This window comes from Aquibium sp. A9E412 (assembly GCF_030398335.1).
Taxonomy (GTDB): Bacteria; Pseudomonadota; Alphaproteobacteria; order Rhizobiales; family Rhizobiaceae; genus A9E412.
The window spans coordinates 13,989-34,088 of sequence record NZ_JAOAOP010000022.1 but is presented as its reverse complement, the minus strand read 5'-3'; the positions used below and the strand labels follow the sequence as shown (position 1 = coordinate 34,088).

Genomic DNA, 20,100 nt, shown 5'->3' with positions numbered 1-20,100 from the left:
GGCGGCTGATGGCGCGCGTCGGCGAAGCCACCTCCTCCGTCGGGCTGCCCGATGCGCTGGCGCGGGCGCGCATGCGCGCCTCGATGGTGCCCGACCTGCTGGTCGAGGCCCGCCGCGTCGCCAACAACGTGATCGCCGGCTGGCACGGCCGGCGCAAGCGCGGCATCGGCGAGAATTTCTGGCAGTTCCGCCCCTATGTCGAGGGCGAGGCGATCGCCCGCATCGACTGGCGCCGCTCGGCGCGCGACGACCAGCTCTACGTGCGCGACCGCGAGTGGGAGGCCTCGCACACCATCTGGCTGTGGGCCGACGCCTCGCCCTCCATGCTCTACAAGTCGGCCAGCGCCGCTGTGGCGAAGGATTCGCGCGCCCTGGTGCTGGCGCTGGCGCTGGCCGAGCTTCTGTCGCGCAGCGGCGAGCGCATCGCCTGGCCGGGACTGACCGACCCCTTCGTCTCGCGCCACGGCGCCGAGCGGCTGGCCGCGCAGCTCGCCCAGGCCAAGGCGCCGCCGGCGCGGCCGGACCTCGGCGCCGTGCGCCGCTTCAGCGACGTCGTGCTCGTCAGCGACTTCCTCGACCCGGTCGAGGACACCGTCGCCTGGCTCGAGCCGCTCGCCCAGCGCGGCGCGCGCGCCCATCTGATCGAGGTCGCCGACCCGGCCGAGGAGGTGTTTCCCTATTCCGGCCGCACCGAGTTCCGCGATCCCGAGACCGGCGCCCGGCTGACGGCCGGCCGCGCCGAGGCGCTCGGCGAGGAGTACCGCCGGCTCTATCTCGCGCGCCGCGCCGAGCTTTCCGCCTGGTGCAAGCGGCTCGGCTGGAGCCTGACGGTCAACCACACCGACCGGCTCGCCTCGGAGGCGCTGGTCAAGGTGCACCAGGCGATGTCGGAGGACGCCGGCTACCGCGCGGGAACGCGCGCATGAACGCGCTGGCGCTGTCCTTCGCGCAGCCGCTCGTGCTGTGGGGCCTGGTGGCGCTGCCGGTCATCTGGTGGCTGCTCCGGCTCACGCCGCCGCGGCCGCAGACGGAGGTCTTCCCGCCGCTGCGCATCCTCGCCCGGGTGCTGAAGACGGAGGAGACGCCGCATCAAAGCCCGTGGTGGCTGACGCTGCTGCGCCTGGCGATCGCCGCGCTCGTCATCCTGGCGCTCGCCGATCCGGTGCTCAACCCGCGCGAGCGGCTGGCCGCCGAGGGCCGGGCGCTGGCGCTCGTCGTCGACAACGGCTGGGCGAGCGCGCCGGACTGGGACCGCCGCGCCGCCACCGCCGAACGGCTGATCGCCGACGCGCGCGACGGCGGCGTGCCGGTGGTGCTGGCGATGACCGCCGAGCCGGCCAATGCCGAGATCGGCCCGTTCGGCGCCGACGCCGCGCTCGAGCGGCTCAACGCGGCCGCGCCGCAGCCCGTGCCGACCGACCGGCCCGGCACCTATGCCCGCGTCGCCGACGCCCTCGCCGACCTGCCGGGCGCCGCCATCGCCGTGCTCGCCGACGGGCTGGCGGCCGAGGGCGACGAGGCGGCCTTCGAGACGCTGTTCGCCGCCGGCGCGGCGCGCGTCCTGTGGTTTTCGCCCGACGGCCTGTCGACGGCCGTGGTGACGGCCGCCGAAAACCGGCCGGAGGCCTTCCGCGTCTCGGCCGTCCGGGCGCCGGGCGACGCCGCGCCGCGCCGGCTCGCCGTCTTCGCCTCCGACGACAAGGGCCGGCGCATCGCCGAGGCCGCGCTCGCCTTCGGCCCCGGCGAGACCAGCGCCTTCGCCGACATGGCCGTGCCCTTCGAGCTGCGCAACGACTTCGCCGCCGTCGCCCTGGAGGGCGAGCGCCATGCCGGCGGCCTGCACGTGCTCGACGAGAACGCGCGGCGCCGCCGCGTCGGGCTGCTGTCGCCCGTCGAGGCCGACCAGGCGCAGCCGCTGCTGTCGCCGCTCTACTACATCCGCCGCGCCCTGGCGCCCTACGCCGACCTCGTCGAGCCGAGCCGGCTGGAAGCGACCGAGGCGATCCCCGAGCTGATCGAGCGCGGCCCGGCGATCATCGTCATGGCCGATGTCGGCACGCTGCCCGAGGCGGCGCGCGAAAGGCTCGTCGAGTGGGTGCGCGGCGGCGGCACGCTGGTGCGCTTCGCCGGACCGCGGCTCGCCGTCGCCGAGAACGATCCCGAGCTGCTGCCGGTGCGTCTGCGGCTCGGCGAGCGCTCGCTCGGCGGCACGCTGTCGTGGACCGAGCCGCAGCCGGTGACGGAGTTTCCGCCGGCCGGGCCGTTCGCCGACCTCGCCCCGCCGCGCGACGTGACGGTGCGCCGGCAGGTGCTGGCCGAGCCGTCGGCCGAGATCGTCGAGCGCACCTGGGCCAACCTCGCCGACGGCACGCCGCTCGTCACCGGCGCGCAGCGCGGCGACGGCATGGTGGTGCTGTTCCACGTCACGCCGGAGGCGACCTGGTCGAACCTGCCGATCTCCGGCAGCTTCGTCGAGATGCTGCGCCGCGTGGTGCAGCTCTCGCGCAACCAGGGCCGCATCGATGCGGCCGCCGACGGCGGCACCGGCACGCTCGCCCCCTACCGCATGATCGGCGCCGACGGCACGCTGGTGCCGCCGCCGCCGCAGGCCGAGCCGCTGCCGGCCGCTGGTCCGCGTGCCGTCACGCTGGCCAACCCGCCCGGCCTCTACGGCAGCGAGGCCGGCGTGGTGGCGCACAACCTGTTCGGCGCCAAGGCGACGCTCGCCCCCCTCGCCCGGCCCGACACCGCGCTGCCGGTGACCGACGCCTCCTACGCCTTCGACCAGTCGCGCGACCTCAAGGGGCCGCTGCTCGCCGCTTCCCTCGGCCTGCTGGCGCTCGACGCGCTCGCCGTCCTGTGGCTCGGCGGCCTGTTTGCCGGCCTGCGGCGCCGCCCCGGCGCGGCGCGCACCGCCGCCGCGCCGGCGCTCGCTCTCGTGCTCGCCGCTGGCCTGTGGCCGGCCGATCCGGCCGCCGCGCAGGACGCCCGGCCGGACCAGCAGCCCGACGACCAGGCGGTGATCGAGGCGATCAGCGAGACGCGCATCGGCTATGTGCTGACCGGCGATTCGGCGATCGATTCGGTGAGCCGCGCCGGCATCGCCGGCCTGTCGCGCTTCCTGGCGCAGAAGACCGCCTTCGAGCCGGGCGAGCCGGCCGGCGTCGACATCGACAGCGACGAGCTCGCCTTCTACCCGCTGATCTACTGGCCGATGGCGCCGGACGCGGCGATGCCGTCGGAGGCGGCGATCGCCCGCGTCGACGCCTACATGCGCCAGGGCGGCACGGTGCTGTTCGACACGCGCGACCAGTTCTCCGGCGGCTTCCGCGACGGCGGCGCCGTCAGCCCCGGCACGCAGCGCCTGCGCGACATCCTGTCCGGCCTCAACGTGCCCGCCCTGGAGCCGGTGCCCGACGACCACGTGCTGACCAAGGCGTTCTACATCCTGTCGGAGTTTCCCGGCCGCTACCGCGGCAGCCCGCTGTGGGTCGAGGCCGCGCTCGACGCCGAAAGCCGCGCCGACCGGCCGGTGCGCACCGGCGACGGCGTGTCGCCGATCATGATCACCGGCAACGACCTGGCCGGCGCCTGGGCGATCGACAGCGACGGCGGTGCGCTGCTGCCGACGGTGCCGGCCGATCCGCTGCAGCGCGTCTACGCCTTCCGCGCCGGCGTCAACATCATGATGTACATGCTGACCGGCAACTACAAATCGGACCAGGTGCACGTGCCGGTCCTGCTCGAGCGGCTGGGGCAGTGAGATGAACTGGTCGCTGAGCTTCGAGCCGCTGATCGCCTGGCCGCTGCTCGGCCTGTTGCTGGTGCCGGTGCTCCTGCTGGCGCTGGCCGGCCTGTGGCTGCGCCGGCGCGGCGCGCTGCTGCGCATCGCGGCGCTGGCGGCCCTCGCCGTCGCGCTCGCCAACCCGGTGCTGCTCGACGAGGAGCGCGAGCCGCTGAAGAGCGTCGTGGCGCTGATCGCCGACCGCAGCCAGAGCCAGGAGATCGGCGAGCGCCGGGCCGAGACCGACCGGGCGCTCGAGGCGCTGAAGCAGCGGCTCGAGCGCTTTCCGCAGTTCGACGTACGGGTGATCGAGGCGGGCACCGCCGACGCCGCCGACGAGCGCACCGAGACGCGGCTGTTCGACGCGCTCGACAACGCCTTCCGCGACGTGCCGCCCTCGCGCGTCGGCGGCGCGGTGATGGTCACCGACGGCCAGGTGCACGACGTGCCGCAGTCGGCCGCCGGCCTGTCGGCGCCGCTGCACGCGCTGGTCACCGGCGCGGAGGACGAGCGCGACCGGCGCATCCGCTTCGAGCGCGCGCCGCGCTTCGGCATCGTCGGCAAGCCGCTGGAGATGACCTACCGCGTGCTCGCCGAGGACGACCGGCGCGGCAGCGCCACCGTGCGCCTGTCGGTCAACGGCGAGCCGGTCTCGGTGGAGGATGTCCCGGTCGGCCGCGAGATGCCGATCGACGTGGTCATCCCCAATGCCGGACGCAACATCGTCGAGCTCGCCATCGAGCCCGAGGACGGCGAGCTGACCACCGCCAACAACCGCACCATCGCGCTGGTCGACGGCATCCGCGAGAACCTGCGCGTGCTGCTCGTCTCGGGCGAGCCGCATGCCGGCGAGCGCACCTGGCGCAACCTCCTGAAGTCCGACGCCTCCGTCGACCTCGTCCACTTCACCATCCTGCGGCCGCCGGAAAAGCAGGACGGCACGCCGATCAACGAGCTGTCGCTGATCGCCTTCCCGACGCGCGAGCTGTTCGTCGAGAAGATCGACGATTTCGACCTCATCATCTTCGACCGCTACCAGCACCGCGACGTGCTGCCGATCCTCTATTACGACTACATCGCCGAGTATGTGGAAAACGGCGGCGCGCTTCTGGTCGCCGCCGGGCCGGAATATGCCGGCAACCAGTCGATCGCCCACACGCCGCTGATCGGCGCGCTGCCGGCGCTGCCCACCGGCGACGTGCTCGAGCAGGGCTTCTTCCCGCGCCTGACCGAGCGCGGCGAGCGGCATCCGGTGACCCGCGGGCTCGACGGCTCGGCCAGCGAGCCGCCGCGCTGGAGCCGCTGGTTCCGGCTGATCGGCGTCGAGCGGCCCGACGGCCAGGTCGTCATGCAGGGGCCCGACGAGCGGCCGCTGCTGCTGCTCAAGCGCCAGGGCGAGGGCCGCGTCGGCATGTTCCTGTCCGACCAGGGCTGGCTGTGGGCGCGCGGCTACGAGGGCGGCGGCCCGCACGTCCAGCTCTACCGCCGCATCGCCCACTGGCTGATGAAGGAGCCGGACCTCGAGGAGGAGCGGCTGACGGCGGAAGGCAGCGGCATGACGCTCACCGTGCGCCGCCAGACGATGGCCGACGAGACCGATCCGGCGACCGTCATCGCGCCGTCGGGCGAGCGCTTCGAGGTGCCGCTCGCCGAGAGCGAACCGGGCATCTTCGAAGGCGCGGTGGAGACCGACGAGATCGGCCTCTACCAGGTCGCCAACGGCGAGCTGTCGGTGCTCGCCCATGTCGGGCCGGTCAACGCGCCGGAGTTCGCCGACACCGTCTCGACGACCGAGCGGCTGCGCGGCGTCGCCGAAGCGTCCGGCGGCAGCGTGCGGCGGGTCGCCGAGGGCGGCGGCCTCGACCTGCCCGGCATCGTGCCGGTGCGCGGCGGCGATGCGGCCGGGCGCGACTGGATCGGCCTGAAGAGCACCGACGACAGCGTGCTGAAATCGGTGCGCCGCGTGCCGCTGTTCGCCGGCTTCCTCGGCCTCGGCCTGCTGCTGCTGGCGCTCGGCTCCACCTGGTTCCGCGAGGGCCGCTGAAGCGGCTCCGGGCGAAGCGGCAACCGGCTTCGGCGGCGGCTCCATAGCGTTTCCAGGCGAAGTGGGAGGCGGTTCGCCGTTCGCAAACGCGTGAAAACAATGCGTTAGAGCCGATCTGCGATTCCGTGAAACGCAGAACGGCGCTAGCGGCGTGCGGCCGCGACGCGCGGCTCGGCCGCCTCAGCCTCGCCCTCTCGCGCGCTCGCCGGCGCGGCCGCTGCTGCGAGGTCGGCATGCATGACCGCGCCCGACAGCGCCGCCAGCGCGCCGGCCCGCAGCTCGGCCGCCAGCAGACGGTCGGGATCGACCGGCCGCGGCATGGCGAGCCGGCCGGGCGGCACCTGGCGGAAGCCGAGCGGACCATAATACGGCGCATCGCCGACGAGCAGCACCACGCCGGCGCCGGCCCGGCGGGCCGCCTCGACGGCGATCGCCACCAGCTTCTTGCCGATGCCGCGGTTCTTGTAGGCCGGCCGCACCGCCAGCGGCCCGAGCAAGAGCGCCCGCCCGCCGCCGGCCGCCACCCGCGTCAGCCGCACCGAGCCGATCACCGCCGCGCCGTCCAGCGCGACGAAGGACAGCGCCCGCTCGTGCGGCCCGCCCTCGCGGATGCGGTAGGCGGCGCGCGCGAAGCGGCCCGGCCCGAAGGCTTCTTCGTTGATGATCTCGATGGCGGGGTCGTGCGCCGGGTCTTCCGGCCGGAAGGCGATCTCGTTCAGGCTCATGTCGTGGGCTCGCTCGCAGCGGGACGAAGGGGTCTGCACGGGCGCGCGGCCCGGGCGCATCGCGGCGGCGCCTGTGGCGCCGTCAGCCCTGTCGTCGTCGCGCGAAAAGCCTCTTGAGCATGGCAGTCGGTCTCCTTGCCGTCTCCGCTAGCACCATTCGCGGCTGCCGTCCATCCGCTTGTGGCGCCGCCGCCCGTCGGCGTGACGCACCGTTCACCGGCCGCGGCGTTTGGCCTGCGCGGCGCCCGACCTACATGGAGTCTCGCAACCAAGGAGAGCGCACGATGGGCCTGCTAGTCGACGGCGTGTGGCACGACAAGTGGTACGACACGAACAAATCCGGCGGACGCTTCGAGCGCTCCGCCTCGCAGTTCCGCAACTGGATCACCCGCGACGGCGCGCCGGGACCCGACGGCCAGACCGGCTTTCCGGCCGAGCCCGGACGCTACCACCTCTACGTCTCGCTCGCCTGCCCCTGGGCGCACCGCACGCTGATCCTGCGCAAGCTCAAGAAGCTCGAGGACGTCATCTCGGTCTCCGTCGTGCACCACTTCATGGGCGAGAACGGCTGGACCTTCCTGGCCGAGGACGGCGCCACCGGCGACGAGCTCTACGGCCTGCAGTACCTGCACCAGCTCTACACCCGGGCCGACCCGTCCTATTCCGGCCGCGTGACGGTGCCGGTGCTGTGGGACCGCAAGACCGAGACGATCGTCTCCAACGAGTCGGCCGAGATCGTCCGCATGCTCAACGAGGCCTTCGACGCCTGGGGCGACGCCGGCCTCGACCTCTACCCGCAAGCGCTGCGCGGGGAGATCGACGCGATCAACGCGCTGGTCTATCCGGCGATCAACAACGGTGTCTACCGCACCGGCTTCGCCACCACCCAGGAGGCCTACGAGGAGGCCTACCGCGAGCTGTTCGACGCGCTCGACACAGTCGAGGCGCGGCTCGACGCGCAGCGCTATCTGGTCGGCGAGCGGCTGACGGAGGCCGACTGGCGGCTGTTCACCACGCTGGTGCGCTTCGATCCGGTCTATTACGGCCACTTCAAGTGCAACCGCCAGCGCATCGCCGACTTCCCCAACCTGTCGAACTATCTGCGCGAGCTCTACCAGGTGCCGGGCGTCGCCGAGACGGTGAACATGCACCACATCAAGGCGCACTATTACGGCAGCCACGAGACGGTGAACCCGACGCGCATCGTGCCGCTCGGCCCCGCGCTCGACTACGACGCGCCGCACGACCGCGACCGTTTCCGCAAGGCGGCCTGAGCGGCGGCTACCAGTGGGGCGAGACGGACGCCCCGTGAAACAGCTCCGCGAGACGCCGGTGCGTGGCCGGCGTCGTGCCCTCGGGCAGGCGGTCGAGGGCGAAGAAGCCGCATTCGGCGATCTCGGCATCGGGCGCGCGCGGCGCCTTTTGGCGGAAGGCGGTGGCGAGGTAGAGCGCCACGTGATCGCGCCGGCTGGCATTGCGGTTGAGATGCATCGACACGAGGCGCGGCGGCGCGGTGAGGGCGATGTTGCCCTCCTCCATCAGCTCGCGCTCGAGCGCCTCGGCCATCGTCTCGCCGGGCTCGACGCCGCCGCCGGGAAACTGCCAGCCCGGCACATAGGTGTGGCGCACCAGGAAGACGGCGTTCGCGCGCGTGTCGTGCACGACGGCGCGGGCGCCGAGCGTCATCGGCCGGCGCAGCAGGAACCAGGCGTGGAACAGCCGCACGCGAAGCCGCGGCCCGCCGCCCTGCGCACCGCTCATGGCATGCGCCGGGGCTGGAAAGGGGCGCGCGCGTGTCCTACAAAAAAGCCATGTTCCGGCTTGCCCATTTCTCAGACATCCATCTCGGCCCGCTGCCCGATGTAACCTATCGCGATCTCGCCTCCAAGCGCATCACCGGCTACATCAACTGGCACCGCTCGCGCCGCGTCCATCTCGACCACGGCATCATCGACCGCATCACCGAGGACATGCTGGCGGTCGATCCGGACCACATCGCGCTGACCGGCGACCTGGTGAACCTGGCGCTCAAGGCGGAGATCGAGATGGCGCGGCTGTGGCTCGAAGGGCTCGGCACGCCGGACACGGTCTCGGTGGTGCCCGGCAACCACGACGCCTATGTACCGGGCGCGCTCGACCGGGTGTGCCGCGCCTGGGGCGCGTGGATGCGCGGCGACGGGGCGCACGGCCCGGTCGACCGGCGCGGCTTTCCCTTCCTGCGCGAGCGCGGCCCGCTGGCGCTGATCGGCGTGTCGTCGGCGCGCGCGACCGGCCCCTTCATGGCGAGCGGCTTCTTCGAGGAGCGCCAGGCGCGCCGCCTCGCCGCCATGCTCGACGAGGCCGGCCGGCGCGGCCTGTTCCGCGTCGTGATGATCCACCATCCGCCGGTGCGCAGCGCCACCGCCACGCACAAGCGGCTCTACGGCATCGGCCGCTTCCAGCGCGTGCTGCGCGCGCACGGCGCCGAGCTCGTGCTGCACGGCCACACGCACCGTGCCACCGTGCACTGGATCGACGGCAAGGACGCCAGCGTGCCGGTGGTCGGCGTCGCCGCGGCCGGCCAGTCGCATGGCAGCAAGAAGCCGGCCGCGCACTACAACCTGTTCGAGATCGTCGGCGAGCCCGGCGCCTGGCAGGTCGGCCTGACGCGTCGCGGCAGCACCGGCAAGGACCCCGAGATCGGCGAGCTGTCGCGCCAGATGCTGGTGACCGGCGACCGCGTCCCGGCCTGAACCGCCGCGATGCCGACACCGGAGGACGCCCGCCGATGAAGCTGCACACCTATTTCCGCTCCTCCGCCGCCTATCGCGTGCGCATCGTGCTGGCGCTGAAGGGCCTGGCCTGGCAGGCCGTGCCGGTGCACCTGGTGCGCGGCGGCGGCGAGCAGAACGCGCCCGCCTACCGCGCCGTCAATCCGCACGGCCTGGTGCCGGCGCTGGAGACCGACGGCGCGGTGCTGATCCAGTCGACGGCGATCTGCGAGTATCTCGAGGAGGCCCATCGCGAGCCGCCGCTGCTGCCCGGCGCGCCGCTGGCGCGCGCCTATGTGCGCGCGGTGATGGCCACCATCGCCTGCGAGATCCATCCGCTCAACAATCTGCGCGTGCTCGCCTATCTGACCGGGCCGCTCGGCCATGGCGAGGCCGACAGGACCGCCTGGTACCGCCACTGGATCGCCGAGGGTCTGACCGCGCTGGAAGGTTATGTCGCGCGCTCCGGCCTTGCCGGGCGCTATGTCTGCGGCGACCGGCCGACGCTGGCCGACGCCTTCCTGGTGCCGCAGCTCTACAATGCGCGCCGCTTCGACTGCCCGCTCGACGCCTATCCGACGCTGACGCGCATCGACGCGGCGGCGCGCGACCTGCCCGCCTTCCGCGAGGCCGCGCCCGAGGCGCAGGCCGACGCCGGCTGAGCGCTGCCGGCAAGGCGGACGCGCTCGCCAGATCGGTGACATGCATTGCGGCCGCGCGCCGTCGGCTCAGTCGACCGGCCGGCCCGCCACCCACGCCGCGCGCAGCGCCAGGTCGTCCGACAGATGCACCATCGAGGCGGCCGAGCCGGGTGCCAGCCGGCCGAGGCGCGGCGCCAGGCCGATCGCCTGAGCGGGATAGAGCGCGGCCATGCGCAGCGCCTCGTCGAGCGCCAGCCCGACCTCGCGATGCATGAAGCGCACCGCCGACAGCAGGTCGAGGTCGGCGCCGGCCAGCGTGCCGTCGGCCAGCGTCAGCCGGCCGCCGGCGCGCCGCACGGCGCGGCCGTTGAGCGTGAAGCCGGCAAGGTCGGTGCCGAGCGTCGCCATCGCGTCGCTGACCAGGAACAGCCGGCCCGGACCGCGCTTTGCGCGCACGGCGATGGCGATGGCGTGGCGGTCGACATGGATGCCGTCGGCGATCAGCCCGGCCGAGACGGCGCCGCTCTCCAGCGCCGCGCCGACCATGCCGGGCGCGCGGTGGCCGAGCGGGCTCATCGCGTTGAAGAGATGCGTGACCATCGTCGCGCCGGCCGCGATGGCCGCTTCCGCCGCCGCGTAGTCGGCGTCGGAATGGCCGAGGCTGACGGTCACGCCGGCCTTTGCCAGCCGTGCGATCAGGGCGGCCGGCGCGGCCTCCGGTGCCACGGTGACGAGCAGCGCCGGCAGCCCCCGGCGCGCGGCCGCCAGCGCCTCGGCGTCGGCGGCGGCGAGCGGCCGGATGAGGGCGGCGTCGTGCGCGCCCTTGCGCGCCACCGCCAGATGCGGGCCTTCCAGATGCAGCCCGAGGAAGCCCGGCAGGCCGGCCGCGGCGGCCGCCCGGCCGGCGGCGAGCGCGGCCTGCCCGACGGCCGGCGTGTCGGTGATCAGCGTCGCCAGCAGCGCCGTGGTGCCGAGGCGGGCATGGGCGCGGCAGATCGTGGCGAGCGTCTCGCCGGTCGGCTCCTGGTTGAACTGCACGCCGCCGCCGCCATTGACCTGCAGATCGACGAAGCCCGGCACCAGCAGGCCGCCGTCGAGCCGGCTGCGCGGCGTCGCCGCGTCGACCGCGCCGTCGGGCACCAGCGCCGCGATCCGGCCGCCGGCGACGAGCAACGTGTGCCCGACGTGCCAGTCGGCGCCGTCGAAGATGCGCGCGCCGGTCAGGGCGAGATCGGCCGTCATCGCGTCTCGGTCACCTTTCTCAGATGCACCGGCCGGTCCGGGTCGTGGCCGGTCGACCGCGCGAAGCGCTCGACGAAGCCGTAGAAGGCGACGATCAGCGCCAGCGGATCGGTCAGCGGGTGGCCGGTGGCGGCGAAGCCGAGCCGCCTCGCCCGCCCGCCGCCAGCCGCGGTGACGAAGACCCGCGCCCCCTTGTCCGCCAGCGCCTCGGCGGTCGCCACGGTCGCCGCCTCGGCCGCGTCGCGCGCGGCCAGCACCAGCACCGGGAAGCCGGCGCCGACCAGCGAGACCGGTCCGTGCATCACCTCGGCCGCGCTGTAGGCCTCGGCGTGCAGCTGGCAGGTCTCCTTGAACTTGAGCGCCGCCTCCTCGGCGATGGCGAAGGCGGGGCCGCGGCCGAGGATGAACACCGAGCCGTCGCCGGCCAGCGCGTCGGCGAGCGCCGTCCAGTCGGCATCGAGCGCGCGCTCCAGATGTCCCGGCAGGGCGTCGAGCGCCTCGGCCAGCCGCGCGTCGTTGCGCCAGGCGGCGAGCAGCGCCAGCCCGGCCACCGCGGAATTGACGAAGGTCTTGGTCGCCGCGACGCTGCGCTCCGCGCCGGCGCGGATGTCGATGGCGCGGTCGCAGGCCGCCGCGAGCGGCGAGCCCGGCGTGTTGGTCAGCGCCAGCGACAGCGCGCCCGAGGCGCGCGCCAGCCGCGCCATGTCGACGATGTCGGGGCTGCGGCCCGACTGCGAGATCGCCAGACAGGCGGCGTCGTCGAGCCGCATGCGCGCGCCGTAGACGGAGGCGACCGACGGCCCGACCGAGGCGACCGGGATGCCGGCGACGAGCTCGACGGCGTATTTCAGGAAGGCGGCGGCGTGGTCGGACGAGCCGCGCGCCACGGTGACGAGCACCGAGGGATCGCGCGCCGCCAGCGCACGGCCGGCCGCGGCGAGCTCGTCCGCCCCCTCCTCGAGCAGCCGCGCCACGGCGCCCGGAATGGCGTCGATCTCGCGCCGCATGAAGCTGTCGTCGTGGTCGCTCATTCCCCCTCCCGCAAGGTTTGCCCCGCGCCCGGCCGCAAGCCCGCCGGGCCGTCGCGGGCACCCGCGACGGCCGCCTCAGCCACCGCCGCCCCCGTAGCGCCGCCGGGCGAGCGCCAAGGCGCCGTCGAGCGCGTCGCCGGCCGGTGCGGCCAGCCGGGCCCGCCAGGTGTCCCCCAGGCGCGGCGCATAGAGTGGCGCCAGGCCGCCGAGCAGGCAAAGCCGTCCCTCGTCGTCCGGCATCAGCGCGGCGAGCGCGGCCTCGATGCGCCCGACCGCCTCGCCCAGAAGGTCGGCCGCCACCCGGTCGCCCGCCGCTTCGGCCGCGAACAGCCGCGGCGCATAGCGGGCGAAGTCGCCCGGCCGTGCGGCCTGCGCGAAGTCGACCAGCGCGTGCGGATCGCCGCCGAATTCCGACAGCACCGCTTCGGTCAGCGGCGAGCCGGCGCGCACGCGGTCATGGGCGAGCAGCGTCTCCTCGAAGAGCGCGCGGCCGAGCCGCGCGCCGCTGCCCTGGTCGCCGACCACGAAGCCCCAGCCGCCGACGGCGTGCAGCCGGCCCTGCCGGCGCGCCAGAAAGGCCGAGCCGGTGCCGAGAATGGCGATGCCGCCGTCATGCGCGCCGAGCGCGCCGGCAAGCGCCACGGCGGCGTCGGTCTCCACCTGCGCGGCGGCGAAGGGCAGCCGGCGCGCCAGCCGCGCGCCGTGGTCGGCGATGTTGGCGCCGGCGAGGCCGAGCACCGCGCCCGCCTCGGCAAGGGTGGCCGGCGGCAGGCCGGCCGCCGCGAGCGCCGCGCGGGCCGCGGCCTCGATGCTCGCCAGCGCGCCGTCGGGATCGGTGACGATGTTCGCCGCCCCGCCCTCGCCGCGGCCGAGCGCCGGCCCGCCCGCCGCCGCGGCGACCAGCGCACGACAGCCCGTGCCGCCGCCGTCGACGGCAAGCACATAGGGCATGGCCGCTCGGCGGACCGCTGATGCCAAATCGGGACCTTTCCTGCGCCGGACGGCCGGGTCGCTCCGGCCCGGCCCGGTCAATCCTCCGACAAGAAGGCCGGAATAGTCGCCCGGCCGCGGACCGTCAATTCCGCGGAACGGGCGCACGGCTCCGCCCGCCCGTCGCTGCCGCCTCCGGCGGAGCCGAACCGCTCGAGATCCGGCAAGCCGCTGATTTCCGGCGCTTTCGCACGCCCGGGCCGGCAGGCCGCCTGCCGCCGGCGGCGCTCCTGCCGCTCGGACGGGGCTGGAAGCCCGCAAGGATTCTTGACGCGAATCAATCGGTTACGTAGCAATGGAATCGCGGACGGGGAGACAGGGGCGGCAGTGCCGCCCGACGGCATCGTTTCGAGGGCCTTTTCCCGCCGCGGGTATGCGCCGCGACGAGCCCTTCGGCGGGCCGGGCGCGGCGGCGTGTTTGCGTAGACGAGACAACGGAAAGCGCGATCCCGCGCCGGCCCGGCCGGCGGCAGGACGGTGGGCGTGTGCGCCCGCCGGCCGGCGGAGCGCGCATCGCAACCGGCGGACCGACAGCCATGACGATCGCCACCACGATCGACCGCGACGACGCCGCGCTCGTGCCGCAGGTCGCCAGCCGGCGCGACTTCGCCGCGCTGATGCGCGCGGTCTGCGCGCGCGCCGCCGCCGCCTGGCACATGGTGCTCGACATCGTGCCCGCCCAGGGCGGCGAGGCGCCGCGCATCGTGGTCTCCAACTGGCCCTTCGACACCATCCAGGACGTCGGCACCGAGGCGCTGGCGCGGCTCGCCGACAGCCCGGTGGCGACCTTTCCCGGCAGCCGGCCGCGCGGCTGGCAGCCGCAGGCGCTGGCGGCGATGACCGGCCACGCGCCGCTGCGCCGGCTCGCCGAGCACGGCCATGGCGAGGTCTTCGCGCTCAAGGTGCGCGCCGGGCGCCAGCGCCACCTGGCGCTGCTGTCGGCCCCCTGCGCCGGCGCGATCGACGTCGATGCGGTGGCGCGCGGCCAGATCGCCTGCGGCTATGCGCTGGCCCGGCTCGCCGCCGCGCGGCCCGGTCCCGACGACGACCCTTTGTCGGAGCGCGAGCGCGAATGCCTGTTCTGGGTGGCCGAGGGCAAGACGACGGCCGAGGTCGCCGTCATCCTCGCCGTCTCGGCGAACACCGTGAACAGCTACGTGGCGCACGCCATCCACAAGCTCGCCGCGCGCAACCGGGCGATGGCGATCGCCGGCGCCATCCGCCGCGGAATCGTGTGACGGTGACGCAGCGTTCCGAGCCGCCCGGCGCGGCGCCCGCCGATGCGGCGGCGCCGAGCTTCCACACGCTGCCCGACATCGCCCGCCGGTTCCGCCGGCTCGCCGCCGGCATCGGCGCGGACGCGTTCGCGCTGTTCCTGCTCGGACCGCTGGCCGAAGGCGGCCGGCTGCTGCCGGCGATGGATTCCGACTATCCCGGCCTCAGCGAGCTGAGCCGCACCCTGCCCGCGCGGCTGCCGCGGCGCTTCGGCCAGCAGGCGATCCTCGCCGGCACGCCGCTCGCCTGGGCCGGCGCCGCGCCGCGGGCGGCCGTGCCGGCGCTCGCGGGATGGAGCGAGACGGTCGAGACGGCGGCCGCCACGCCCGGCTTCGCGCTGCCGCTGTCGACAGAACGCGGCCGGCCCGGCGTCGTCGTGTTCTGCGGTGCGGCGCTGCGGCTTGCGCCCGACGCGCTGTTCGACCTGCATGCCGCCTGCCACGGGCTGTTCGCCGTCGTCGCCGGGCTGCGCCCGGCCGAGGACGGCGCCGCGCCCGACATGTCGAAGCGCGAGCGCGAATGCCTGAAGATGACGGCCAACGGCCACACCAGCGAGGAGATCGCCCAGCGCCTCGGCCTGTCGGTCCACACCGCCAACCAGTATCTCGCCAACACGACGCAGAAGCTCAACGCGGTCAACCGCGTGCATGCCGTGGCCAAGGCGCTGCGCGCCGGCCTGATCGACTGAGCCGGCCGGAACGGACGCGCTATTCGGCCGCCGCCGGCAGCGACTTGCGGATGCGCGCGTCGAACAGCGCCCGCTCGAGCAGCGCGGAGTTCGCCTCCGGATCGTCGGACGGCTCGTCGAAGGCGACGTAGTTGACCTCGACGGAGGCGTGCCGGTCCTGCAGGGCGAGCGTGAAGTAGACCGTGGCGCCGGACGGCCGCAGCTCGAGGTCGAGCACGATGCGCGGGCTGCCCGACCAGTGCACCTCGGCCTCGCCGCCATGGCCGAGCCGCAGCGTGCCGGGCATGAAGTAGAGCTCGGCCGCCGATTCCACGATGTCGGCGATGCTGGCCATGCTCTCCAGCTTGATGAAGGCGACATAGTCGGCCACGTCGACGAGCCTGAGCTCGTTCGCCACCTCGCGGATGGCGTTGGCGACGATCGCCTCGCGGGCGGCGGAATACGGCTGCCGGATCATGAACTGGCCCTGACTCCTGACGGTTGCGCCCCCGCGCGGTAGACGAGGCGGACGAGCTCGGCGACCGCCTTGTAGAACTGAGGCGGGATCATGCTATCGACCGAAACTTGTTTGTACATGGAGCGGGCGAGCACCGGCTCCTCGAACACCGGCACGTTGTGCGCCCGCGCGATCTCGCGGATGCGCAGCGCCACCAGGTCCTGCCCCTTGGCCACGACGACGGGCGCGGCGTCCTTGTCGCGCCGGTAGCGCAGCGCAATGGCGAAGTGCGTCGGGTTGGCGATCACCAGCGTGGCCTGCGGCACCGCCGAAATCATGCGCTTGCGCGCCCGGTCGCGCGCCAGCGAGCGCAGCCTCGCCTTGACGATCGGGTCGCCGTCGGTCTGCTTCTGCTCGTCCTTGACCTCCTGGCGCGTCATGCGCAGGTCCTGGCGCCAGTGATGGCGCGACCAGAAGAAGTCGGCCGTCGCGATCAGCGCCATCACGAAGGTCACCGCCACCAGGATCTCGACCGCGATGTCGCGGATGACCAGCGTGAAGGCGGCCGGCGGCGTGACCATGCCGGCCAGCAGCCGCGTCTGCGCCTCGCGCATCGCGAAGACGAGGAAGCCGCCGACGACCAGCAGCTTGCCGAGCGACTTGGCGAACTCGACCATGCCCTGCGCGCCGAACAGCCGCTTCCAGCCCTGGCCGAGCGAGATGCGCGACAGCTTCGGCTGCACCCGGTCGAGAACGAAGCGCGGCGTGTTCTGCATCAAAGAGCCGACGATGCCGGCCAGCACGAGCAGCGCCATGACCGTGAGCAGGATGCGCGCGATCTCCATGAAGACGACGCGGTAAAGCGCGATCGCGTCGTGCTGCGTCTCCAGCGGCCAGGCCTCCGGCCGGTCGAGGAAGATGGCCAGGAAGCCGCTCAGATGCATCACGCTCTCGCGCGCGAAGAACAGCGCGAAGGCGAGCGCCGCGAGGAAGGAGGCGAAGGCCGGCAGCTCCTTCGAGAAGGGCAGCTTGCCCTTCTCGATGGTGTCCCGGATCTTCTTCTCCGTGGCCTCTTCTGTCTTGCTTTCCTTGTCGGGTGCCTCGGACATGACGGTCTTTCGCGTCGCGCCGCGCTCAGGCGGCGGCCTGGGCGCCCGGCAGCTCGAAGACGCCCTGCTGGGCGAGCCGCACCGCGGCGGCCGCGATGCTGCGCCGCGCCCGGCTGACGTCTTCCGGCGTCACGCCCTCCGCGCCGCCGGCCAGCTCCGCCTCGATCATGCGCCGCGAGCGCGCGCCGAGCGCCGAGAGCACCGCCTCGGCCAGCTCCGGCGGCGCGTTGCGCAGCGCCAGCGTCACCTGGTCGGTCGCCTGGCCGTCGAACAGCGCCACGCGCGCCTTCTGGCTGAGCAGCGGCACCTCCTCGAAGGAGAACAGCCGCGCCCGGATCGCCGCGACGTCGTCCGAGCCGGCCTCCTCGAGATCGCGGATCACCTCGTCGACCTGCTGCTTCTCCAGCTCGTTGAGCAGGTTGGCGACGCGCGTCTGGCCGGCCGAGACGTCCTTGCCGCCGGCCTCCGCGCGCAGGATCTCGCGCATGCGGCTCTCGATGAGCTGGCGCGCGGCGGTCGCCACCGGGCCGACCGTCATCATCCGCTTGAGCACCTCGCCGCGCAGCGGCTTGCCCATCGCCACCAGCACGTTGGCGGCGGGCTGCGAGCTGAGCTTGGTGAGGATCAGCGCGATGGTCTGCGGATGCTCGCGCGCCAGAAGCTCGGCGAGCCGCGCCGGGTCGAGCTTCTCGAGCTCCGGCCACACCGGCTTGGCATTGTCCTGGCCGAGCGTGGCGTCGCCGCGGCCCATCAGCAGGTTGACCTCCTCGGGCGGCAGCGCCTCGTTGAGCAGCGTGTTCATGGTGTCGGCCGAATCGAGCAGGCCGGCGCCCTCGGCGAACTCCGACTCGAACTCGCCGACGATGCGCTCGAGCTCGGCCTGCGGGATCGTGCGCAGCGCGCGGGCGGCCTCGATCAGCGCCTTGAGCTCGTCCTGCTTGAAGAACTTCAGAAGCCGCCCGGCGGCCGGCTTGCCCATCGCCACCAGGATGGCCGCCGCCTTCTGCGGCCTGGTCAGCGTCAGTTTCTCGGCCATTGCACCCCTCTCGCCGCCGCGCCCGGTCTCAGCCGCCCTGCGGCGTGGCGCCGGCGATCTCCGTCAGCCGGATGCCGAAGCGCGAGGCGTCGTTCTCCATCACGGTGATCTCGCCGCGGGCGATGCGCCGGCCGTTGACGACCACGTCGACCGGCTCGCCGACGCGCCGGTCGAGCGAGACGACCGAGCCGCTCTGCAGCGCCATGAGCTGCGACACCGGCATCTCGGTGCTGCCCAGGATGATCTGCACCTCGACGGGAATGTTCATGATGACGTTGCGGTTGCGCGCGGCCGCCGGCGCCGCCTCGCCGGCGCTGCTCTCGCCTTCCTCGTGCAGCGCGTCGCGCAGCTCCTCGATCGCCTTGTTGAGCTGCTCTTCCTCGGCCCCGCCGGGCTTTTCCTCAGGCTCGCCCATCATGCTCTCCTTGCGTGCCGACGCCGGCCCTCAGGCCGACATCAGCCCCTCGATGAATTCCTTGCCGGCATCGAAGGGATGCCGGATGCGCACGGTGTAGTTCTGCCCGAGCTTGCCGAACTCGCACACGAAGACGGTGTTGCCGCGCGCCACCAGCCGCGTCTCGCCCTGCGCGCCCTCCGGCAGCGGGATCACCTGGCCGACGGCCAGCTCGGCGACCTGGCCGAGCGTCATGGTATCGAGCGGCACGCGCGCCTCGAGCCCCACCTTCGAGCGCATCACCTCCTCGTTGAAGCGCTCGCGCCAGCGCCGCCCGGCCTTCTCGTCCCCGGGCGCCGGCTGCGCGTTGTCGCCGCGGCTTTCCAGAAGCACGCGCTGCGGCATCCACATCTCGAGCTGGCCGCGCGCGCCCGGCGTGGCGAGCGAGAACACCACGCGCACGCCCGGGCCGTCGCGCAGCACCTGCTTGTCGAGCGCCTTGCCGGTCAGCGGCGCCGGCAGCGGGAAGCGCAGCCCGAAGGCGCGCGGCCCCTCGCCGTTGATGACGCGGGCGAGGCTGTCGAACGCCAGCGCCGCCACGTCGGCCTCGATCGGCGAGGGCTCGCGCGCGATCGGCTGCGCCGCCTGGTCCGCATCGCCGCCGAAGAAGGCGTTGACGAGCAGCGACAGCGTCGCGCCGTCGAGCACCAGGATGAGCGCGTCCTTGGCGTTGGCCGCGCCGGCCACCATCATCGCCGCGCCGGTGGCGTCGGCGGGCTTGGCCTCCGCCAGCCGCCGCACCTCGACCGTCTCGACCTCGAGCGCCACGGGAAAGGCGAGCTTGTCGTTGAGGCTGTCGGCCACCGCCTCGAGCGCGCGCAGCGCGCAGGCACGCGCGGCCGCGACCACATGGTCGGGATGGCCGGTCGCGCCGACCAGGCTCTCGACGATGCGGCGGCTGGCGTCCTGGCGTGCGGCGTCGGCCATCGCTCAGGCGGCTTCGTTGGCGTGCGGGGCCGGCATGGCTCAGGCCGCCTTCTTCTCGGCGTCGCCGCCGGCGCCGCCGGGATTGAGCGTGCTCTGCTCGACGGCGTCGATGGTCGGCCGGTCGTAGGAGGAGATCGTCTTGCGGCCGAACTCGAGCGCCACCTGCGGCAGCGAGCCGTTCATGTAGGCCAGCAGCGTCTGCTTGACGATGACGTAGAGCCGGTTCTTCTTCTCGCGCACGATCTTGATCTTGGTGGCGATCGGCCCGACCACGGCATAGGACAGGAAGATGCCGAGGAAGGTGCCGACCAGCGCCGCGCCGATCAGCGCGCCGAGCACCTCGGGCGACTGGTCGAGCGCGCCCATCGCCTTGATGACGCCGAGCACGGCGGCGACGATGCCGAGCGCCGGCAGGCCCTCCGACATGGCGACCAGCGCGTGGTAGGACTTCAGCTTGTCGCGCTTGATGGTCTGGATCTCCTCGTCCATCAGCGCCTCGATCTCGAACGGCCGCGCGTTGCCGATGATGATGATGCGGCAGTAGTCGCAGATGAAGTGCGTCAGGTCGTTGTTCGACAGCACCGTCGGATAGGCCTGGAAGATCGCCGATTCCTCCGGATTGTCGATATGCGCCTCGACCTCGCTGCGCGACTTGGTGCGCAGCTCGCGCATCAGGCTGTGCAGCACGCCGAGCGTCTCGAGATACTCGGTCTCCTTGGGCACCGCGTGCTTGAAGGCCTCCATGCAGGCCTTTCCGGTGTCCTTCACCGTGGCCATCGGATTGGCGACCAGGAAGGTGCCGAGCGCCGAGCCGCCGATGATGACCAGCTCCCAGGGCTGGACCAGCACGTCGAGGTGGCCGCCCATGGCCATGAAGCCGCCCAGCACGCAGCCGAACGTGACGACCAGTCCGATGACAATGCCCAAGGCCGGAATCCTCGCCGAGTTTGTCCCTGATCCGACCTAGC

Annotated in this window: 19 protein-coding genes; 8 read left to right on the top strand and 11 right to left on the bottom strand. The window is 73.3% G+C overall.

Annotation, left to right across the window (positions count from 1 at the left end):
- Nucleotides 1-8 precede the first annotated feature (8 nt).
- The 3 genes from N1F89_RS10365 to N1F89_RS10355 are packed head-to-tail and all read left to right on the top strand — an operon-like array spanning nt 9 to nt 5,828.
- Nucleotides 9-926 (top strand): DUF58 domain-containing protein, encoded by a 918-nt coding sequence (locus N1F89_RS10365; protein WP_290083855.1) that lies wholly within the window; start codon nt 9-11, stop codon nt 924-926.
- Nucleotides 923-3,763, top strand: a complete 2,841-nt coding sequence (locus N1F89_RS10360; RefSeq protein WP_290083854.1) for a DUF4159 domain-containing protein — start codon at nt 923-925, stop codon at nt 3,761-3,763. The genes N1F89_RS10365 and N1F89_RS10360 overlap by 4 nt, the downstream gene beginning before the upstream one ends.
- 1 nt (nt 3,764) lies before the next feature.
- Nucleotides 3,765-5,828, top strand: a complete 2,064-nt coding sequence (locus N1F89_RS10355) for a hypothetical protein (RefSeq protein ID WP_290083853.1) — start codon at nt 3,765-3,767, stop codon at nt 5,826-5,828.
- Nucleotides 5,829-5,971: 143 nt separating this feature from the next.
- Here N1F89_RS10355 and N1F89_RS10350 read toward each other — a convergent pair whose 3' ends face one another.
- Nucleotides 5,972-6,553 (bottom strand): N-acetyltransferase, encoded by a 582-nt coding sequence (locus N1F89_RS10350; protein WP_290083852.1) that lies wholly within the window; start codon nt 6,551-6,553, stop codon nt 5,972-5,974.
- A 284-nt stretch (nt 6,554-6,837) separates the two neighbouring features.
- On the opposite strand from N1F89_RS10350, the gene N1F89_RS10345 reads away from it, so the two are divergent.
- Nucleotides 6,838-7,827, top strand: coding sequence for a glutathione S-transferase family protein (locus tag N1F89_RS10345; RefSeq protein ID WP_290083851.1), 990 nt, complete (start codon nt 6,838-6,840; stop codon nt 7,825-7,827).
- Nucleotides 7,828-7,834: 7 nt separating this feature from the next.
- Here N1F89_RS10345 and N1F89_RS10340 read toward each other — a convergent pair whose 3' ends face one another.
- Complete coding sequence (locus tag N1F89_RS10340; RefSeq protein ID WP_290083850.1) at nt 7,835-8,314, bottom strand: NUDIX domain-containing protein; 480 nt, start codon at nt 8,312-8,314, stop codon at nt 7,835-7,837.
- 50 nt (nt 8,315-8,364) lie between these two features.
- Between N1F89_RS10340 and N1F89_RS10335 the strand changes: the two genes are divergently transcribed.
- Nucleotides 8,365-9,285 (top strand): metallophosphoesterase, encoded by a 921-nt coding sequence (locus N1F89_RS10335; RefSeq protein ID WP_290083887.1) that lies wholly within the window; start codon nt 8,365-8,367, stop codon nt 9,283-9,285.
- Nucleotides 9,286-9,320: 35 nt separating this feature from the next.
- Entirely contained in the window at nt 9,321-9,965 is a 645-nt protein-coding gene (gene maiA, locus N1F89_RS10330) for a maleylacetoacetate isomerase (protein WP_290083849.1), read from the top strand.
- Nucleotides 9,966-10,031: 66 nt separating this feature from the next.
- On the opposite strand, the gene nagA is transcribed toward maiA, so the two are convergent.
- The 3 genes from nagA to N1F89_RS10315 form a co-directional block, all read right to left on the bottom strand.
- The gene (gene nagA / locus N1F89_RS10325; protein ID WP_290083848.1) at nt 10,032-11,186 is read right to left on the bottom strand and encodes an N-acetylglucosamine-6-phosphate deacetylase; all 1,155 of its coding nucleotides are present in this window, start codon (nt 11,184-11,186) and stop codon (nt 10,032-10,034) included.
- Nucleotides 11,183-12,217, bottom strand: coding sequence for an SIS domain-containing protein (locus N1F89_RS10320; protein ID WP_290083847.1), 1,035 nt, complete (start codon nt 12,215-12,217; stop codon nt 11,183-11,185). The genes nagA and N1F89_RS10320 overlap by 4 nt, the downstream gene beginning before the upstream one ends.
- Nucleotides 12,218-12,292: 75 nt before the next feature.
- A complete protein-coding gene (locus tag N1F89_RS10315) occupies nt 12,293-13,168 on the bottom strand; it encodes a BadF/BadG/BcrA/BcrD ATPase family protein (protein ID WP_290083846.1) in 876 nt (291 codons plus the stop codon).
- Between the two features lie 575 nt (nt 13,169-13,743).
- On the opposite strand from N1F89_RS10315, the gene N1F89_RS10310 reads away from it, so the two are divergent.
- Nucleotides 13,744-14,445 (top strand): LuxR family transcriptional regulator, encoded by a 702-nt coding sequence (locus N1F89_RS10310; protein WP_290083845.1) that lies wholly within the window; start codon nt 13,744-13,746, stop codon nt 14,443-14,445.
- 2 nt (nt 14,446-14,447) lie between these two features.
- Complete coding sequence (locus N1F89_RS10305) at nt 14,448-15,170, top strand: helix-turn-helix transcriptional regulator (protein ID WP_290083844.1); 723 nt, start codon at nt 14,448-14,450, stop codon at nt 15,168-15,170.
- A 19-nt stretch (nt 15,171-15,189) separates the two neighbouring features.
- Here N1F89_RS10305 and N1F89_RS10300 read toward each other — a convergent pair whose 3' ends face one another.
- The 6 genes from N1F89_RS10300 to motA are packed head-to-tail and all read right to left on the bottom strand — an operon-like array spanning nt 15,190 to nt 20,059.
- Nucleotides 15,190-15,627: a hypothetical protein gene (locus N1F89_RS10300; RefSeq protein ID WP_290083843.1), complete on the bottom strand. Its 438-nt coding sequence runs from the start codon at nt 15,625-15,627 to the stop codon at nt 15,190-15,192.
- The gene (gene flhB, locus N1F89_RS10295) at nt 15,624-16,715 is read right to left on the bottom strand and encodes a flagellar biosynthesis protein FlhB (RefSeq protein WP_290083842.1); all 1,092 of its coding nucleotides are present in this window, start codon (nt 16,713-16,715) and stop codon (nt 15,624-15,626) included. The genes N1F89_RS10300 and flhB overlap by 4 nt, the downstream gene beginning before the upstream one ends.
- 25 nt (nt 16,716-16,740) lie before the next feature.
- Nucleotides 16,741-17,751 carry a flagellar motor switch protein FliG gene (locus tag N1F89_RS10290; RefSeq protein WP_290083841.1) on the bottom strand — a complete coding sequence of 337 codons (1,011 nt, stop codon included), beginning with the start codon at nt 17,749-17,751 and terminating at the stop codon, nt 16,741-16,743.
- Nucleotides 17,752-17,779: 28 nt separating this feature from the next.
- Nucleotides 17,780-18,166 carry a flagellar motor switch protein FliN gene (gene fliN / locus N1F89_RS10285; RefSeq protein ID WP_290083840.1) on the bottom strand — a complete coding sequence of 129 codons (387 nt, stop codon included), beginning with the start codon at nt 18,164-18,166 and terminating at the stop codon, nt 17,780-17,782.
- A gap of 30 nt (nt 18,167-18,196) precedes the next feature.
- Complete coding sequence (locus N1F89_RS10280; RefSeq protein ID WP_290083839.1) at nt 18,197-19,132, bottom strand: FliM/FliN family flagellar motor switch protein; 936 nt, start codon at nt 19,130-19,132, stop codon at nt 18,197-18,199.
- Nucleotides 19,133-19,171: 39 nt separating this feature from the next.
- On the bottom strand, nt 19,172-20,059 hold the full coding sequence (motA, locus tag N1F89_RS10275; protein WP_290083838.1) for a flagellar motor stator protein MotA: 888 nt from the start codon (nt 20,057-20,059) through the stop codon (nt 19,172-19,174).
- Nucleotides 20,060-20,100 lie beyond the last annotated feature (41 nt).

Coding starts and splice junctions, on each gene's coding strand:
- nagA (WP_290083848.1), bottom strand. CDS start 11,186: ATGACGGCCGATCTCGCCCTGACCGGCGCGCGCATCTTCGACGGCGCC.
- maiA (WP_290083849.1), top strand. CDS start 9,321: ATGAAGCTGCACACCTATTTCCGCTCCTCCGCCGCCTATCGCGTGCGC.
- N1F89_RS10335 (WP_290083887.1), top strand. CDS start 8,365: ATGTTCCGGCTTGCCCATTTCTCAGACATCCATCTCGGCCCGCTGCCC.
- N1F89_RS10320 (WP_290083847.1), bottom strand. CDS start 12,217: ATGAGCGACCACGACGACAGCTTCATGCGGCGCGAGATCGACGCCATT.
- flhB (WP_290083842.1), bottom strand. CDS start 16,715: ATGTCCGAGGCACCCGACAAGGAAAGCAAGACAGAAGAGGCCACGGAG.
- N1F89_RS10340 (WP_290083850.1), bottom strand. CDS start 8,314: ATGAGCGGTGCGCAGGGCGGCGGGCCGCGGCTTCGCGTGCGGCTGTTC.
- N1F89_RS10350 (WP_290083852.1), bottom strand. CDS start 6,553: ATGAGCCTGAACGAGATCGCCTTCCGGCCGGAAGACCCGGCGCACGAC.
- fliN (WP_290083840.1), bottom strand. CDS start 18,166: ATGGGCGAGCCTGAGGAAAAGCCCGGCGGGGCCGAGGAAGAGCAGCTC.
- N1F89_RS10310 (WP_290083845.1), top strand. CDS start 13,744: ATGACGATCGCCACCACGATCGACCGCGACGACGCCGCGCTCGTGCCG.
- N1F89_RS10355 (WP_290083853.1), top strand. CDS start 3,765: ATGAACTGGTCGCTGAGCTTCGAGCCGCTGATCGCCTGGCCGCTGCTC.
- N1F89_RS10280 (WP_290083839.1), bottom strand. CDS start 19,132: ATGGCCGACGCCGCACGCCAGGACGCCAGCCGCCGCATCGTCGAGAGC.
- N1F89_RS10360 (WP_290083854.1), top strand. CDS start 923: ATGAACGCGCTGGCGCTGTCCTTCGCGCAGCCGCTCGTGCTGTGGGGC.
- N1F89_RS10365 (WP_290083855.1), top strand. CDS start 9: ATGGCGCGCGTCGGCGAAGCCACCTCCTCCGTCGGGCTGCCCGATGCG.
- N1F89_RS10345 (WP_290083851.1), top strand. CDS start 6,838: ATGGGCCTGCTAGTCGACGGCGTGTGGCACGACAAGTGGTACGACACG.
- N1F89_RS10315 (WP_290083846.1), bottom strand. CDS start 13,168: ATGCCCTATGTGCTTGCCGTCGACGGCGGCGGCACGGGCTGTCGTGCG.
- N1F89_RS10290 (WP_290083841.1), bottom strand. CDS start 17,751: ATGGCCGAGAAACTGACGCTGACCAGGCCGCAGAAGGCGGCGGCCATC.
- N1F89_RS10300 (WP_290083843.1), bottom strand. CDS start 15,627: ATGATCCGGCAGCCGTATTCCGCCGCCCGCGAGGCGATCGTCGCCAAC.